At 74.7% G+C, this 14,518-nt stretch carries 15 protein-coding genes; 8 read left to right on the forward strand and 7 right to left on the reverse strand.

Annotated elements, in window-relative coordinates; all coding sequences use genetic code 11:
* The first annotated feature begins 48 nt into the window (after positions 1-48).
* Entirely contained in the window at positions 49-1,104 is a 1,056-nt protein-coding gene (zapE, locus tag AB0O53_RS17320; protein ID WP_381895550.1) for a cell division protein ZapE, read from the forward strand.
* Positions 1,105-1,169: 65 nt separating this feature from the next.
* Positions 1,170-1,595 carry an OsmC family peroxiredoxin gene (locus AB0O53_RS17325; RefSeq protein WP_030847731.1) on the forward strand — a complete coding sequence of 142 codons (426 nt, stop codon included), beginning with the start codon at positions 1,170-1,172 and terminating at the stop codon, positions 1,593-1,595.
* Positions 1,596-1,676: 81 nt separating this feature from the next.
* Here AB0O53_RS17325 and AB0O53_RS17330 read toward each other — a convergent pair whose 3' ends face one another.
* Together AB0O53_RS17330 and AB0O53_RS17335 are read right to left on the reverse strand one after the other, a co-directional pair.
* A complete protein-coding gene (locus tag AB0O53_RS17330; protein ID WP_350993875.1) occupies positions 1,677-2,768 on the reverse strand; it encodes an amidohydrolase family protein in 1,092 nt (363 codons plus the stop codon).
* 38 nt (positions 2,769-2,806) lie between these two features.
* Entirely contained in the window at positions 2,807-4,162 is a 1,356-nt protein-coding gene (locus AB0O53_RS17335; protein ID WP_350993877.1) for a cytochrome P450 family protein, read from the reverse strand.
* A 257-nt stretch (positions 4,163-4,419) separates the two neighbouring features.
* Here AB0O53_RS17335 and AB0O53_RS17340 point away from each other — a divergent pair, with 257 nt between their 5' ends.
* From AB0O53_RS17340 to AB0O53_RS17350, 3 genes are all read left to right on the forward strand, one after another.
* Positions 4,420-4,977, forward strand: a complete 558-nt coding sequence (locus tag AB0O53_RS17340) for a hypothetical protein (RefSeq protein WP_350993879.1) — start codon at positions 4,420-4,422, stop codon at positions 4,975-4,977.
* A 99-nt stretch (positions 4,978-5,076) separates the two neighbouring features.
* Entirely contained in the window at positions 5,077-6,435 is a 1,359-nt protein-coding gene (locus AB0O53_RS17345; RefSeq protein ID WP_350993881.1) for an alkaline phosphatase PhoX, read from the forward strand.
* A 70-nt stretch (positions 6,436-6,505) separates the two neighbouring features.
* Entirely contained in the window at positions 6,506-7,459 is a 954-nt protein-coding gene (locus AB0O53_RS17350; RefSeq protein ID WP_403140684.1) for a polysaccharide deacetylase family protein, read from the forward strand.
* Positions 7,460-7,518: 59 nt separating this feature from the next.
* Here the strand turns inward: AB0O53_RS17350 and AB0O53_RS17355 are convergent, their stop codons facing one another.
* From AB0O53_RS17355 to AB0O53_RS17375, 5 genes are all read right to left on the reverse strand, one after another.
* Positions 7,519-7,710: a hypothetical protein gene (locus tag AB0O53_RS17355; protein WP_365196447.1), complete on the reverse strand. Its 192-nt coding sequence runs from the start codon at positions 7,708-7,710 to the stop codon at positions 7,519-7,521.
* Positions 7,707-8,621, reverse strand: a complete 915-nt coding sequence (locus AB0O53_RS17360) for a hypothetical protein (protein ID WP_350993885.1) — start codon at positions 8,619-8,621, stop codon at positions 7,707-7,709. The genes AB0O53_RS17355 and AB0O53_RS17360 overlap by 4 nt, the downstream gene beginning before the upstream one ends.
* Positions 8,622-8,718: 97 nt before the next feature.
* Entirely contained in the window at positions 8,719-9,369 is a 651-nt protein-coding gene (locus AB0O53_RS17365) for an ABC transporter (protein WP_350993887.1), read from the reverse strand.
* The gene (locus AB0O53_RS17370; RefSeq protein ID WP_365196601.1) at positions 9,366-10,196 is read right to left on the reverse strand and encodes an ABC transporter ATP-binding protein; all 831 of its coding nucleotides are present in this window, start codon (positions 10,194-10,196) and stop codon (positions 9,366-9,368) included. The genes AB0O53_RS17365 and AB0O53_RS17370 overlap by 4 nt, the downstream gene beginning before the upstream one ends.
* Positions 10,193-10,867, reverse strand: a complete 675-nt coding sequence (locus AB0O53_RS17375) for an AIM24 family protein (protein ID WP_365196451.1) — start codon at positions 10,865-10,867, stop codon at positions 10,193-10,195. The genes AB0O53_RS17370 and AB0O53_RS17375 overlap by 4 nt, the downstream gene beginning before the upstream one ends.
* Positions 10,868-10,938: 71 nt before the next feature.
* On the opposite strand from AB0O53_RS17375, the gene AB0O53_RS17380 reads away from it, so the two are divergent.
* The 3 genes from AB0O53_RS17380 to AB0O53_RS17390 all read left to right on the forward strand — a co-directional run bounded on the left by AB0O53_RS17380 (position 10,939) and on the right by AB0O53_RS17390 (position 14,457).
* Positions 10,939-11,691 (forward strand): aminoacyl-tRNA hydrolase, encoded by a 753-nt coding sequence (locus tag AB0O53_RS17380; protein ID WP_365196453.1) that lies wholly within the window; start codon positions 10,939-10,941, stop codon positions 11,689-11,691.
* Between the two features lie 187 nt (positions 11,692-11,878).
* Complete coding sequence (locus AB0O53_RS17385; protein WP_365196604.1) at positions 11,879-13,405, forward strand: MbnB/TglH/ChrH family RiPP precursor modification enzyme; 1,527 nt, start codon at positions 11,879-11,881, stop codon at positions 13,403-13,405.
* Positions 13,402-14,457 carry a TIGR04222 domain-containing membrane protein gene (locus AB0O53_RS17390; protein ID WP_350993893.1) on the forward strand — a complete coding sequence of 352 codons (1,056 nt, stop codon included), beginning with the start codon at positions 13,402-13,404 and terminating at the stop codon, positions 14,455-14,457. The genes AB0O53_RS17385 and AB0O53_RS17390 overlap by 4 nt, the downstream gene beginning before the upstream one ends.
* Positions 14,458-14,518: the final 61 nt, after the last annotated feature.

Raw genomic sequence — 14,518 nt, forward strand, 5'->3', positions numbered from 1 at the left:
GTGTCGACATCACTCTCCACCTCCGGTTACAGCTCAGGCCGGCCCCCGATAGCCGACGCCGGGCCGCAGGCCCTGTGCGCGCGCGAGCCGCGGGTTCCCGCCGAGCGGCTGGTGGCCGAGATGGTGCCGCCGCCGCGGTTCGACTCCGTCCGCTTCGACACCTACAACCTCGACCCGGCCCAGCCGAGCCAGGCCGAGGCCGTCACCGTGCTGAGCGGCTTCGCCGCGGGCCTGGGCGGGGCGCACGCGAGCGGCTCCGGCAAGAAGCGCTGGTTCTCCAAGAAGCCGGCGGCCCCCGCCGCTCCCCGCGGGGTCTACCTCGACGGCGGCTACGGCGTCGGCAAGACCCACCTGCTCGCCTCCCTGTGGCACGCCACCCCGGCCGAGCCCGCGCTCAAGGCCTTCGGCACCTTCGTGGAGCTCACGAACCTGGTGGGCGCGCTCGGCTTCCAGCAGACCGTGCAGACGCTCGGCGGGCACCGCCTGCTGTGCATCGACGAGTTCGAGCTGGACGACCCGGGCGACACCGTGCTGGTGTCCTCCCTGCTCAGCCGTCTCGTCGAGCAGGGCGTGGCACTGGCCGCCACCTCCAACACGCTGCCCGGCAAGCTCGGCGAGGGCCGCTTCGCCGCCGCGGACTTCCTGCGGGAGATCCAGGGGCTGTCGGCGCACTTCCGGCCGCTGCGGATCGACGGCCAGGACTACCGCCACCGCGGCCTGCCCGAGGCTCCGGCGCCGTTCTCGGACGAGCAGGTCACCAAGGCCGCGTACGCGACCGAGGGCGCGAGCCTGGACGACTTCCCCGGCCTGCTGGAGCACCTGGCCCGGGTGCACCCCAGCCGGTACGGCGCGCTGACCGACTCGATCACGGCCGTCTGCCTGACCGACGTCGGCCCGGTGCCGGACCAGTCCACGGCGCTGCGGCTGGTGGTCCTCGCGGACCGGCTCTACGACCGCGAGGTCCCCGTCCTGGCCTCCGGGGTCCCCTTCGACAAGCTGTTCAGCGACGACATGCTGAACGGCGGGTACCGCAAGAAGTACTTCCGCGCCATATCGCGGCTCACCGCGCTGGCGCGCGACGCGAAACCCCTGGTGTCCCAGTAGGTTTGGGAGCGCCGGGCACCCTTTCGGGAGCCCGGCCGTTTCCCCACCTCTGCGAAGGGATCACCATGGCCACCACGCGTCACGCGCACACCGTCTGGGAAGGCGACCTGCTGAAGGGCAAGGGCGTCGTCAGCCTCGACTCCTCGGGCATCGGTTCGTACGACGTCTCCTGGCCCGCGCGCTCCGAGGCCGCGAACGGCAAGACCAGCCCGGAAGAGCTGATCGCCGCCGCCCACTCCAGCTGCTACTCGATGGCGCTCTCGCACGGCCTCGCGGGCGCGGGCAACCCGCCCACCCGCCTGGAGACCAAGGCCGACGTCACCTTCCAGCCGGGTGAGGGCATCACCGGCATCCACCTGTCCGTCGAGGGCACGGTCCCGGGTCTGGACGAGGCCGCCTTCCTCGCCGCCGCCGAGGACGCCAAGAAGAACTGCCCGGTGAGCCAGGCCCTGACGGGCACCACGATCACCCTGAGCGCCAAGCTCGTCTGACCGCGGGATCACACCGGCACCGCCGAGGGGGTGCGGGCCGCACTGCGCGGTCCGCACCCCCTCGGCGTGTCCCTCGGGCCGTCAGGCCGTCGCCAGCTGCGGGATCAGCCGCATGGCGTTGTCGTGGTAGATCCCCCGCAGCTGCTCCGGGGTGAAGGCCGGGTCCGCGTCGAGGGCGGGCAGGGCCAGGTCCATGACCGTGTCGGCGGGAGCGGCGGGCCAGTCCGTGCCGAACAGGACGTGATCGGCCGGCACGTGCTCCAGCAGCGTCGCGGCGGGCGCCATGGGACCGGCGGTGTCGTAGTAGAAGCGGCTCAGGTGGTCGCGGACGGCGGCGGGCTCCACACTCGGCTCGCAGAACCGCCCCAGCGCCTGCAGGCGCGTCGCGATGTACGGCAGGAAGCCCCCGGCGTGCGGCAGGACCACGGAGATGTCCGGGAAGCGGTCCAGGGTCCGGCGGCTGATCATGTTCACCGCGGCCCGGGTGGTGTCCAGCAGGAAGTCGCACATGAAGTTCGGGATGCCCGGGACGGTCGGGGCGCCGGGCGGGCCGGGCGGGCCGCCCGGGAGGTTGTGCGGGTGGGTGTCCACCACGGCGGAGTGCTCGTTCAGCTCGTGGAAGAGCCGGTCGTAGGCGGGGTCCCCGAGGTAGACGCCCCCGTAGTTGGCGGTCACGTTGACGCCGACGGCGCCGAGCTGCCCGAGACCGCGGCGCACCGCCCAGGACGAGGCCTCCTGGTCGTCGAGGAAGAGCGGCACGTAGTACGAGAACCGTCCCGGGTGCGAGGCCGCCACCTCGATCATCGACCGCAGCGTGATGTTGATGGCCTCGCGCAGCTGGGCCGAGGAGCGGTAGCGCGCCGGCAGCATCGGCTTGAGGACGGCCGTGGTGATGCCCGCGCCGTCCATGAAGCGGATCGCCGCCGCGGTGTCGAGGCGGGTCCACGGGGGCAGCTGCTCCGGCTTGATCAGACCGTGGTGCACGGCCCACTCGCGCCACTCCGGGGCGCAGAAGTGATGGTGCATGTCGATCTTCGAGTGCACCGTGCCCGCCGTGTCCGCGGCAGGCGCGGAGGGACCCCGGGCGATCCGGATGACCTCGCTGGTGCCCACCGCGGCGATGCGCAGTTCGTCCGCCGGCGTCCCCAGGAGGCGCAGTGCCGGGGTACTCACGGAATCCGTCATGCCAATCCACCGCCCATCGGCTCTGGTTACTTTCCGGAGGCCACGGAGGCCAGGGTCGGCTCGTCCGGGTCCGCGTCGGAGGCCGCGTCGGGGGCCGCGTCGGAGGCCGCGTCCGGGCGCGTTCGCGAGGGCTCCAGGACGATCCTGAGGTGTTCGAGTCCCCGGAAGGCGGGCACCGGACCCTTGAGCCAGGCGCCCCGGGTCTCCTCCAGGTCGGCGGGCTCCATGTCCGGGAACTCCCGCAGCAGGCAGGCGAGCGCGATCTCGAGTTCGAGCCGCGCCAGCGGCGCCCCCAGGCAGTAGTGGGTGCCGTGGCCGAAGCCCAGGTGGGTGCCCTGGAGTCCCTCGCGGGTCACGTCCAACTCGTCGGGCGCGTCGAACCTCTCCGGGTCGCGGTTGGCCGAGGAGATCGCGATCTGCACCAGGGAGCCCTTGGGGATCACCGTGTCCCGGATCCGGGCCTCCTCGGCCGCGTACCGGAAGGTCGACGTCTCCACCGAGCCCTCGAAGCGCAGCATCTCCTCGACCGCCCCCGGGATGAGCCGGGGGTCCTCGCGGAGCCTGGCCGCCTGGTCGGGGTGGAGCAGCAGGTTGAGGACGGAGTTGCCGATCTGGTAGGCGGTGGTCTTGTGCCCGGCGAAGAACAGGACCCACAGCGACGCGACCAGTTCGGGGTCCTCCAGCCGTTCCTCCGCCCGGAGGAGGTCGCTGAGGAAGGTGTCCGAGGGGTTGTCGCGGGTGTCCGAGATCAGCCGCTCCAGCCGGTGCTGGAGCCGCTCCTCGGCCGCCTTCAGCTCCGCCCTGCGGCTGGGGTCGAACCGCGAGCGGGTCACCACCGCGAACTGCTCCAGGATCTCCGGGCGGTCCTCCGGCGGGATGCCCATCAGTTCGCACAGGACCGCGACGGGCAGCGGGAAGGCGAAGGAGGCCATCAGGTCGACCGTGCCGGCCCGGCGGCACTCGGCGAGGATCGACTCCGCGATCTCGGTGATCCGGGGACGCATCTGCTCCACCCGCCGGGGGGTGAAGGCGCTGCGCAGGATGCGGCGCAGCCGCGTGTGCCGGGGCGGGTCCGAGAAGAGGACGTTGTCGTCGAGCGCGTCGAAGAAGCTGCCGTACACCGCGTGGTAGGTGTCGATGGCGCCGCGCATGTCCTTGCTGAAACGGGGGTCCGACAGGGCGTCGCGGGCGTCGTCGTGGCGGGTGATCAGGTACGTGTCGACCCCGTGGGGCGGGGTCAGCCGGCACACCGGGGCCTGCTCGCGCAGGGCCGCGTACAGGGGGTGGGGGCACTGCCGGTACTCCGGCGCGCCCCTGGAGACCGCCGACACGATGTCGTGCAGTTCTCCGTCGCCGTTCGGTGCCGCATCCCGCTGCGCCATGTTCCGCACCCTCCGTCGCACTCCGCCGTGGCTGTGGCCGTGGCCGTCGCAACGGCCGTCTGCGGACTCACCGGTTCCCCGTGCCGGTGCACCGCGAAACGGCCCGGCTCCCGTTCGGGTGAGCCGCCCGCCCGCCCGCCGTCGGCCGATCGGCGGTCGCCCGTCCGTGCCGTGTACGGGGCGGGCGCGGGGCGGGCGCGGCGGCCCGCGGGAAGGGCTGCTGTGCCACCAGCCAGCCCGTCACGAGGAGCCCGCGCATGGCCCGACGTCTCGCCCCCGCCCTCACCGCAGCCGCCGCGCTCGTCCTGGCGGCCGTCGCCGCGCCGCCGGCGTCCGCCGGCCACGGCCCGGACGCCGGCCGGGCCCTGGCCGACCGGGCGGCCGCGTACGCCGCGACCGCCCGGTTCCAGGTGCACGCCAACGCGGTGGCGGCCGGCTACGTGCCGGACAAGTACTGCGTGTACGACCGGGTGGGGAAGACCGGAGCGCTCGGCTACCCGCACTTCAACCACGCCTACGACAACTCCGTCGACCCGACGAAGCCCGCCGCGCTGTACTACGAGGACGACGGGCGCGGCGGCAAGCGCCTCGTCGGCGTGCAGTGGCTGGTCTACGACCGCGACCAGAAGCTGACGACGGACGACGACCGCCCCACGATGTTCGGCACGGCCTTCAAGGGCCCCAAGCCGGGCAACTTCCCCGGCCAGCCGGTCCACTACGCCCTGCACCTGTGGCTCTGGAAGAAGAACCCCCGCGGCCTGCACGAGACCTTCAACCAGGCGGTGACCTGCCTCCCCGGCACCACCCGGCCGTAAGGGTCTTCCGGCGGCTGTGTCCTGACGGCCGGGCCGCGGCGGGACCGGCATGATCGGCGGGACACGCCCCACGGGGCCCGACGTCCTCCGGAGCCGCCGATGTCCGTCACCCGACGCAGCCTGCTCGCCGCCGGCGCGATCGCCTTCAGCGGAGCGCTGGGCGCACTGTTCGCCGGCGGCTCCCCCGCCTCCTCACGGGCGGCCCGGGCCGGGGGCGGGTACGGGCCGCTGTTCCCCGACCCGCGCGGGCTGCTCGATCTGCCCGCCGGGTTCACCTACCGGGTGCTCTCGCGGGCGGGCGAACCACTGCGCTCCGGTGAGGGCCCCGTACCCGCCAACTGCGACGGCATGGCCGCCTTCGACGCCGGGGGCGGCCGGGTCCGGCTGGTGCGCAACCACGAGAACCGGGCCACCGCCGCCCTGCGCGTCCCCGCCGTGGCGGGGCTGACGTACGACCCGGGGGCGCTCGGCGGCTGCACGGCCCTCGACCTCGCCCCGGACGGGCGGCTCACCGGCGAGCGGGTCGCCCTCGCCGGCACGGCCGTCAACTGCGCGGGCGGCCGCACCCCCTGGAACACCTGGCTGAGCTGCGAGGAGACCGAGGACCGGGCCGGCACCTCCGGCTACGACCGGGACCACGGCTACGTCTTCGAGGTGGACCCGGCCCGCCCGCGGCGCACGGGCGCGGTCCCGCTCACCGCGATGGGCCGGTTCGCGCACGAGGCCGTCGCCGTGGACCCGTACCGCGGGGTGGTCTACGAGACCGAGGACGCCTTCGTGCGGCCCTTCGGGCTGTTCTACCGCTTCCTGCCGCAGCGCCCGCTCGGCGGCACCGGTTCGCTGCGGGCCGGCGGCGCCCTGGAGGCCCTGAGGGTCCCCGGCCTGGCCGACCTGGCCGCGGTGGACGAGCCCGGGGCGGAGTTCCCGGTGGAGTGGGTGCCCGTACCGGACCCCTCGGCGGCCGTCACCCCGATCCGGCACCAGGACTTCGGGCCGGGCGGCATCACCCACGCGCAGAAGCTGGAGGGCTGCTACTGGGGCGGGGACGGCGTCCACTTCGTGTCCAGCTACGCCCGCAGGGGCGAGGGGGCGCCCGCCGACCACCACGGACAGGTGTGGTTCTACGATCCGCGCCGGTCCCGGCTCCGCCTGGACGTGCTCTTCGGGCCGGCCACCGACGTCCGGCTGCCCGGGGACTCCCCCGACAACATCTGCCTGGCCCCGGACGGCGGGCTGATGGTGTGCGAGGACGGCGGCGGGGCGCAGTACGTGTTCGGGGTGACGGCGGGCGGCGAGGTCTATCCGGTGGCCCGCAACGCCGACGACATCGGCGGGCCGGGCGCCCCGGAGTGGGGGGAGTTCGCCGGGGTGACCTTCTCCCCCGACGGGCGGACGATGTACGTCAACGCCTACGCGCCGGGCACCACCTTCGCCGTGAGCGGCCCCTGGCGGCACTGACCGGGGGCCTGCGGCACGCGGAGGAGTGCCGCAGACGTCCACTTGTCACATAGTCATATATTTTGCGTGCGTGACCATTTCTGTGCGCAAGGTTGCGGCCGCCGCCGCACTCAGTGCCGCCCTGACCGCTTCCCTCGCGGGCTGCGGCGGCGGCTCCGGCACCAAGGACGCCGCCCGTGAAGCCCGCCTGGGCACGCCCGCGGCCTCCGCCCCAGCGGCTTCCGCCCCCGGCGCCGGGGCCGCCTCCGCAAGCTCCTCCCCGAGCTCCTCCCCGAGTTCCTCCCCCGGCGCCCCGGGCGCCCCGCTCGCCGGCGCGCCCGGCAGGGCTCCGACCCTGGCACCCGGCCCGAACGGCCTGACCCCCGTCTTCGAGCGGGCGAAGCAGCGGACGGACAAGACCGTGGCGCTGACCTTCGACGCCGACATGACCTCCGACCAGGGGCCGCGCGCCGCCGGCGGGGAGCGCTTCGACAACCCGCAGCTGATCTCGACCCTGCGCACCCTCAAGGTGCCCTCGACGATCTTCATGACGGGCCGCTGGGCGGAGGAGTACCCGGACCAGGCCAAGGCCATCGGGACCGACGCGAACTTCGAGATCGCCAACCACTCCTACAGCCACCACGCCTTCAAGTCCCCCTGCTACGGACTGCCCGCGCTCGACGGCGCCGCCGCCCGGGCCGACGTGGACCGGGCCTTCGCCGCCTTCCACCGGGCCGGCGCCGTCAACACCGTCCCGTACTTCCGCTTCCCCGGCGGCTGCTACGACGACCCGGCGCTGCGGGCCCTGTCCACGGCCAAGGTCACGGCCGTGCAGTGGGACGTGGTCAGCGGGGACGCCTTCGCCTCGGACCCGGACGCGGTGGCCGAACAGGTCCTCGCCGGGGTGAAGCCCGGCTCGGTGGTGGTGATGCACTGCACGCGCAGCGCCGCCCCGGTCACCGAGGAGGCCATCCAGAAGATCGTCCCGGAACTGCGCAAGCGCGGCTACCGGTTCGTGAAGGTGTCCGAGCTGATCGGTACGTAACCCCTCGGGCCCAGTGCCCGCATGCGGTCGGAGGGCGGTCCGGCGCAGGCCCGGGCGGCTCATCCCGCCGGCGGCCCGGGGGCGTCGGCCCCGTCGTGGTCGAGGGGCCGGCGGACCGGCCGACGCCCCTGTCGCCACGCGGCGAGAGCCGCTCGGACCCGCCGGAGGATCCGGGCTCCGACGATCAGGGTGGCGGAGGCGCCGATGCTGCCGAGGAACTCGGGCAGCATCGCGTGGAGCACCGCGCTCATCGCGCCGTACCCGACCCGGCCGAGGTCCGCTCGGTGTGCCGGGCCCCGAGCCTCTTCAGTTTGCGGCGCACGCGCTCCCCCAGGGCGAAGGGGGCCGTGCCGCGAAGCCGGTCCGCATCGAGGGCGATCACGCGGGCCGCCGCCTCGGACCAGCTCGTGCTGCCGGGACGGGCCCAGTGAAGGGCGACGAGCCGCTCCGAAGGTCTCAGCTGCCGCAGAACGGCGGGGATCCGCAGGTCGGTGAACTCCTCCGCCAGCACGACGTGCTCCGGAGTCGTCGAGGTGACGAGCAGATCACCGAGGACCAGGCCGTCACCCACCGGACTGCCGAGCAGGATCGTGCGGGCTCCTCGCACCTTGCGGTCCCACAGCGGCTGCAGGTCCCGGTGCTCGGCCTGCACCCGGGGCACCAGTCGGCCGATCAGGGCGTGGGTGTCGGCGGTGCCGTCGCCCAGCGTGCTCACCCAGTTCCCCAGCAGGGCCATCTCCACCGCCGGGCGCCACGAGGCCGGCCTGTCCAGCCTCAGCCAGAGCCGGCTGAAGGTGTCGACCTCCACCCTGTCCCCTTCGATCGCGGCGTTCCGGGCCGTTAACGCCGACCTCATGGCAGAGCGGTCCGGCCAGCAGATGCAGTGCCGCAGCTCCTCCGCCAGGTCCAGCAGGATGCAGGCGAAGGGGGTCGCCCAAGCACGCCGGCAGGTGGGGCATTCCGGGTGCTCCAGCGGGACGAGTTCGGCGGCCGCGGCCGAGATGCGGCCCAACGCCCTGACCGTCGCGGAGGTGAAGGCCTCGCCCTGTGTCTGGTGCCAGAAGTGGAACAGGCTCAGCAGATGCTCCGACAGGCCCGGATCCGCGGGCACCGGCCGGGGCAGGCAGTCGAGGCACAGCCGCGAAGACCTCAGGGTGATCATGATCGTTCCTTGCCGTTCGTCGATTCGGGTCCTACTCCTTTGGCCCGGCCGGGCACCCGAACGGCAAAGAATCGACGGATCTCCCGTGTGATTCACATCACTTCCGCCGGGCGGCAGCCAGGGAGGCTGCCGTGCCCGCGGCGGCGGCCAGCGCGAGCGCGGCCGCCAGGGCCGTGAACGGCAGCGGTGCCGGGCCCGATCGCCCTGCCGTGACCAGGGCGGACACCGCGCCGTGGGCCGGTGAGGGCGCGAGGACCAGGGCGAGCAGGGAGCCGAGCGCCGCGGCCAGGACCCCGTGGCCCCGGCGCCGGACCAGGGGCCGGGCGCACAGCGCGCCGACGGTGGCCCCGGTCAGGGCGCACACCGCCGTCACCAGCCCGCCCGCGCCGGCGGCAGCGGCGGGGCCGGCCGCGGCCCGGTCGCAGACCAGGAGCGCCGCGCCGGCCGCCAGGGCTCCGGTGAGGAGCGCCCCGGCGAGGCCGGTGAGCAGGGCCGCCGCGTGCACCCGTACCGGACCGGCCGCGGCGGCAGCGCAGTCCCGGGCGGCGGCGGGCTCGGCCGTGACGCAGACACGGACCAGCCAGGCGGCGAACGGAACGAGGCCGGCGGCCGCGTAGCCGAGCGAGTCCAGCACGGGATCGCCCGGCCGGATCCCGACGGCCACGAAGGCCGCGTACGCGACGAAGGGGGCGAGCCACCGCTGCGAGCGCAGCAGCAGCGCGGCCCGGTAGCGGAGCAGGGCGGTCACGGCAGTTCCTCCACGGTCCGCACGTGCCAGGGCGGGTGGGCGCCGAGCAGGGTCCGCAGGACCTCGTCGGAGCGGGCGGCGTCCGCGGTCAGCTCCACGACGCCGTCGGGGCCCGGCCGGCCGGGCAGGCCCGGCGGCAGGACGGTGCCGGGCGCGGCGGCGGCCCGGATCCGTACGCGGGGGCCCGCCGGGGCCGGGGGCGTCCGGGGCGGGGGCGCGACCGGCACCAGTGACGTTCCTTCGACCCGGTGGTGCGCGTCGGGGGCCCCCGCGAGCCGCGCCGGGTCGTGGTCCACGAACACCACGGCGGCCCCGGCCGCGGTGCGCTCGGCCACCGCGAGGTCGAGTTCGCGCCGGGCGGGGGCATCCAGTCCGGTCCAGGCCTCGTCGAGGACCAGCAGCTCCGGTCCGGCGAGCAGCGCCTGGGCGACGGCGACCTTCTGGCTGGTCCCCTTGGAGAGTTCGGCCATGGGGGTGCGGGCGTGCCCGGCGGCCCCGAACCGCTCCAGCCAATGGGCCGCCCGCCGGGCCGCCTCGGCCCGCCCGAGCCCGTGCACCCGCCCCAGGTGCGTCAGGTAGGACAGGGCCGTCAGCGGCAGCGCCACCGGGAAGCGCTCCGGGACGTAGGCCGTACGGCGGGGCCGTCCGCGGACGCGCCCCTCGGTGGGTGCGTCGATCCCGGCGACGAGCCGCAGGAGCGTGGACTTCCCGCCCCCGTTGCCGCCTTCGACCCGGACGAGCGCGCCGGGCGGCACCTCCAGGCAGACGCCGCGCAGCACCCAGGGCCGGCGCCGGCCGTAGCGGCGGCCCACTCCGGTGAGGTTCAGTGCGCGGCCGCCGTCTCGGTGAGCTCGCTCGGGCGGACGATGACGAAGCCCTCGCCGCTCAGCTTCAGCTGGACCGCCTCGCCGGAGCCGCCGCGGATCATGGAGCCGACCGACTGGGAGCGGTGCAGGCCGGTCTCCAGCTGGGCGCTCCAGCCGACGACCGCGTCCGTGTCGACGTGGACGGGGGCCTGCGGGGTGACCGGGATGATGATCGGGTGACCGTCGCAGACGACGGCGAGCCTGCCGGTGCCGGTGAAGACGCTGTTGAAGAGGCCGCCGCCGGTCATGCCGGCGCCCTTGACCATCTTGATCTCGTAGGACAGCGTCGGGTCGAAGCACAGCACGTTGCGCCCGTTGACGGTGAGGGCGTCCCCGTGCTCGATGTCGATGATGAAGCAGTTGCCCGCCTGGTGGGCGAACCAGGCCTCGCCCTGGCCGCGTACGGACATCAGCGCCAGGCCCTCGCCCGTGACGGCGCGCTTGAGCATGCCGCCTATGCCCTGCCCCTTGCGCTCGAACTGCAGATTGCCGCGGAAGGCGACCATCGATCCCTGACGGGCCAGCATCTCCCCGTTGACGTTGTACTTCACGGACTTGGCGTTCTGCAGGCTCATGCCGGGGGTGGCGGCGGCCTGCGCCAGGTTCTCGGACGCGAAAAGATCACTCTTCATGGCCCCGATCCTCACCCGGGCCGGCCACCCGGGACATCCTCCTCAGGGCGGAGCCTGGCATCCTTGGCGGGATGAGCAGCCAGCACACGAACGACACCTCAGGCGTACCCGCGGTCGGGGCCGACAGCGCCTTCCGGCGGGAGCACGTACTGCGCGACGAGGCCCCGCAGTTCGTCCTGCCGCTGGTCGTACGCATCGAGAAGGCGGAGCCGCCGGCCCGGACCGACGCCCTGGAGACCGCGGCCCGGGCCGTACTGGTCCTGCTCACCGACGAACGGGCGCACGGCGACGGCGAGTGGGCGCAGGCCGTACGGGACTGGCAGGACGCGCGGATCCGCAAGGTGGTCCGGCGGGCGCGCGGGGCGGAGTGGCGCAAGGCGGAGACCCTGCCCGGCATCACGGTCGGCGGCGACGCCGCACAGGTACGGGTCTTCCCGCCCGTGCCCCTCGACGGCTGGCCCAAGGAGCTGGCCAAGCTCCAGGTGTCGGGCACCGACCTCGACGACCCGGAACCGGTCCCCGCGGCCGACGGCTCCGCCCTGCCGGTGCTGTGGCTCAACCCCGCTCTGGAGATGTCGGCCGGCAAGGCGATGGCCCAGGCCGGGCACGCGGCCCAGCTGGCGTGGTGGGAGCTGACGGGAGCGGAGCGGGCCGCCTGGCAGGAGTCGGGCTTCCGCCTGGCCGTACGGACCGCCCCGCGCGAGCGGTGGGCGGAGCTGAGCGGGAGCGGGCTGCCGGTGGTCCGCGACGCCGGGTTCACCGAGATCGCCCCGGGCAGCGCGACGGTCGTGGCCGACCACCCGGCGCTGCGGGCCCGGCTCTGACGGCTGCCCCGACGCCTGGTCGGTGCCTGCCCGACGCCTGCCCGGCGGCGGCTCGGCAGCCACCTCCGACCTGCCGGGAACCTCAAATGTTGCTCTGAACGTCCCCTCGTGCGGGTTGGCGTGACCGCGTCGGGTGCATGACATCCGCACACAGTGCTTTGAGAGGGGGCGAGGGGACATGAAGCCCATGGCACACCTGGGGGTGGGCATCGGCTGGCGGCCGGAGATCGCGGACGCGGTCGACCGGCTGGACGGCCTGGACTGGGTCGAGGTGGTGGCCGAGAACATCTGCCCGGGCCACCTGCCCGAGGCCCTTCGGCGGCTGCGCGAGCGGGGCACGCGCATCGTGCCGCACGGGGTCTCGCTCGGCCTCGGCGGCGCCGACCGGCCGGATCCGCAGAAGCTGGCGGAGCTCGGGGAGCGGGCGGTGGCGCTGGGGGCGCCGCTCGTCACCGAGCACATCGCCTTCGTACGGACCTCCTCGCCGGTGCTGGAGGCCGGGCACCTGCTGCCGGTGCCGCGCACCCGTGACGCGCTGGACGTGCTGTGCGCGAACGTGCGGATCGCGCAGGACGCGCTGCCCGTGCCGCTGGCGCTGGAGAACATCGCCGCGCTGTTCTCGTGGCCGGGCGAGGAGATGACGGAGGGGCAGTTCCTGACGGAGCTGGTCGAGCGGACCGGGGTCCGGCTGCTCATCGACGTGGCCAACCTGCACACCAACCGGGTCAACCGGGGCGAGGACCCGGCGGCCGTCCTGGACGCGATCCCGCTGGAGGCACTGGCGTACGTCCACGTCGCGGGCGGCGTCGAGCGGGACGGCGTCTGGCACGACACGCACGCGCACCCCGTACCGCCGGTCGTGCTCGACCTGCTGGCCGAGCTGCGCTCGCGGGTGGAGCCGGCGGGCGTCCTGCTGGAGCGGGACGACGACTTCCCGCCCGAGGCGGAACTCGCGGGCGAACTGGCCGCGATCCGCGAGGTCGTCACGGCCGGCGGCACGGCGGCGGCCCGCCCGAAGCCGAGCGCGCCGAAGGCAGCGCCGCTGCCCGAAGCCGGGGCACGAGACGGAGCCGAGGCACGGCCCGAAGCCGGGGCCGGGGCCGGGGCACGGGCCGAGGCCGGAGCCGAGGCGCGGGCCGGGGCCGGGGCACAGCCGAAGACCGGGGCCGAGGCCCAGGCCGGGACCGAGGCCCAGGCCGGGGCGCAGCACGAGCCCGAGGCACGGACCGAGCCCGGGGCACGAGCCGACGCCGGGGCGCCGGCCGGGGCCCAGCCCGAAGCCGGGGCGCAACCCGAAGCCGGGGAGGGGGCTCGGACTCGGGTGGCGCTCGGGCAGGCCGCGCTGCTGTCGGCGCTCGTGGCCGGGACCCCCGTGCCCGAGGGCTTCGACCGCGCGCGCATCCGGGTGCAGGTGCGGGCGCTGGCGGCCAAGCGGGCCGACGTGGTCGCCAAGGTGGCTCCCGAGCTGCCCGGGATCCTCGGCGGCCGCACCCCCTACCGCACGGCGTTCCTCGCCTACGCGAAGGGCCGCCCCATGACCGCCGGATACCGCAGGGACGCGCTGGACTTCGCCGAGCACCTGCTGATCCAGGACCTGCCGGCCGACCCGGCCGCCCGGCGCCGGCTCACCGCATGGTGGCGGGAGCGGGCGGGGGCCAGGCCACCACGCCGCATCGTGCGCTGGGCCCGGACGCTCGCGGGGAGGGCCGCGTGAACATCCTCGCCGTCGCGATCTGGATCGCCGTCGCCGTCTCCTCCGTCCTGCTCCTGCTCAGGCTGCGCCGCGCCCGCCCCGGAGCCGCTGCCGCGTCGGCCGCCCTCCACGACCTGTCCGAGGCCGCGTTCCTGGTCGGCGGCCCCGGCACCGTCGTGGACGCCGCACTCGTCTCGATGCTCGGGGACGGCCGCCTGGTCGTCGGCGGTCCCGGCATCGTCCAGGTGCGCCCGGGAGCGCGGGCCGCCGACCCGGCCGAGCGCGCCGTGCTCCAGGCCCACGCCGCGGCTCCCTCGGGCTGGCTCTACCAGGTGCGCTACGGCGCCATGTGCGACCCCGCCGTCCAGGAGATCGGGGACGCCCTGGCCGACCGGGGGCTCATCGCCCCGCCCGGCAGCGCCCGGCGCGGGCGCCGCTGGGGGCTGGTCCAGGCCGTGGCGTGCGTGGTCTGGCTGGTGGCGTCGATCCCGCTGACCATCGTGGGCCTCGCCCTCGACCCCGACCCCGGCGTGCCGTTCATCGCGATGGTGGCGCCCGTGCTGCTGGCGGGCATCGTCCTGGGCCTGATCTGCATGTCCCGCGCCGGCAACCGGGTCACCCGGGCCGGGCGGCGGGCGCTGCTCGCGCTGCGCTCCGCGTACGTCAACGACCGCACCCCGCACGTGCAGACCGCGCTCTTCGGCCTGCGCGGCCTGCGGGACCCCTTCCTGCGCCGGCAGCTGGTGCCCGCCGCGCGCGGCACCCGGCTCGCCGCGGCCCAGTCGGGTGCGCGCCACCACCGCCCGCACACCCACTCGTCGTCCTCCGACTCCTCTCCCGAGCTGCTGCCGGTGATGTGGTGTGCGGCGAGTGACGGGGGCGGCGGGAGCGGCTCGGGCTGCGGGTCCTCGGGCAGCAGCTGCGGGGGCGGCTCCGGCTGCTCGGGCAGCAGCGGTTCGAGCTGTGGTGGCTCCTCCGGCTCCAGCTGCGGTTCGAGCAGCTCGAGCTGTTCCGGTTCGAGCGGCTCCAGCTGTTCGAGTTCGAGCAGTTCCAGCTGCTCCAGCAGTTCCTGATACGGCAACCGGGTCATGGCCGCCGACACCGGCCGGTGATCCTTTACAAGTGCGGCGCCCA

The sequence above is a fragment of the Streptomyces erythrochromogenes genome (assembly GCF_040684695.1).
GTDB classification, from domain to species: Bacteria; Actinomycetota; Actinomycetes; order Streptomycetales; family Streptomycetaceae; genus Streptomyces; species Streptomyces erythrochromogenes_C.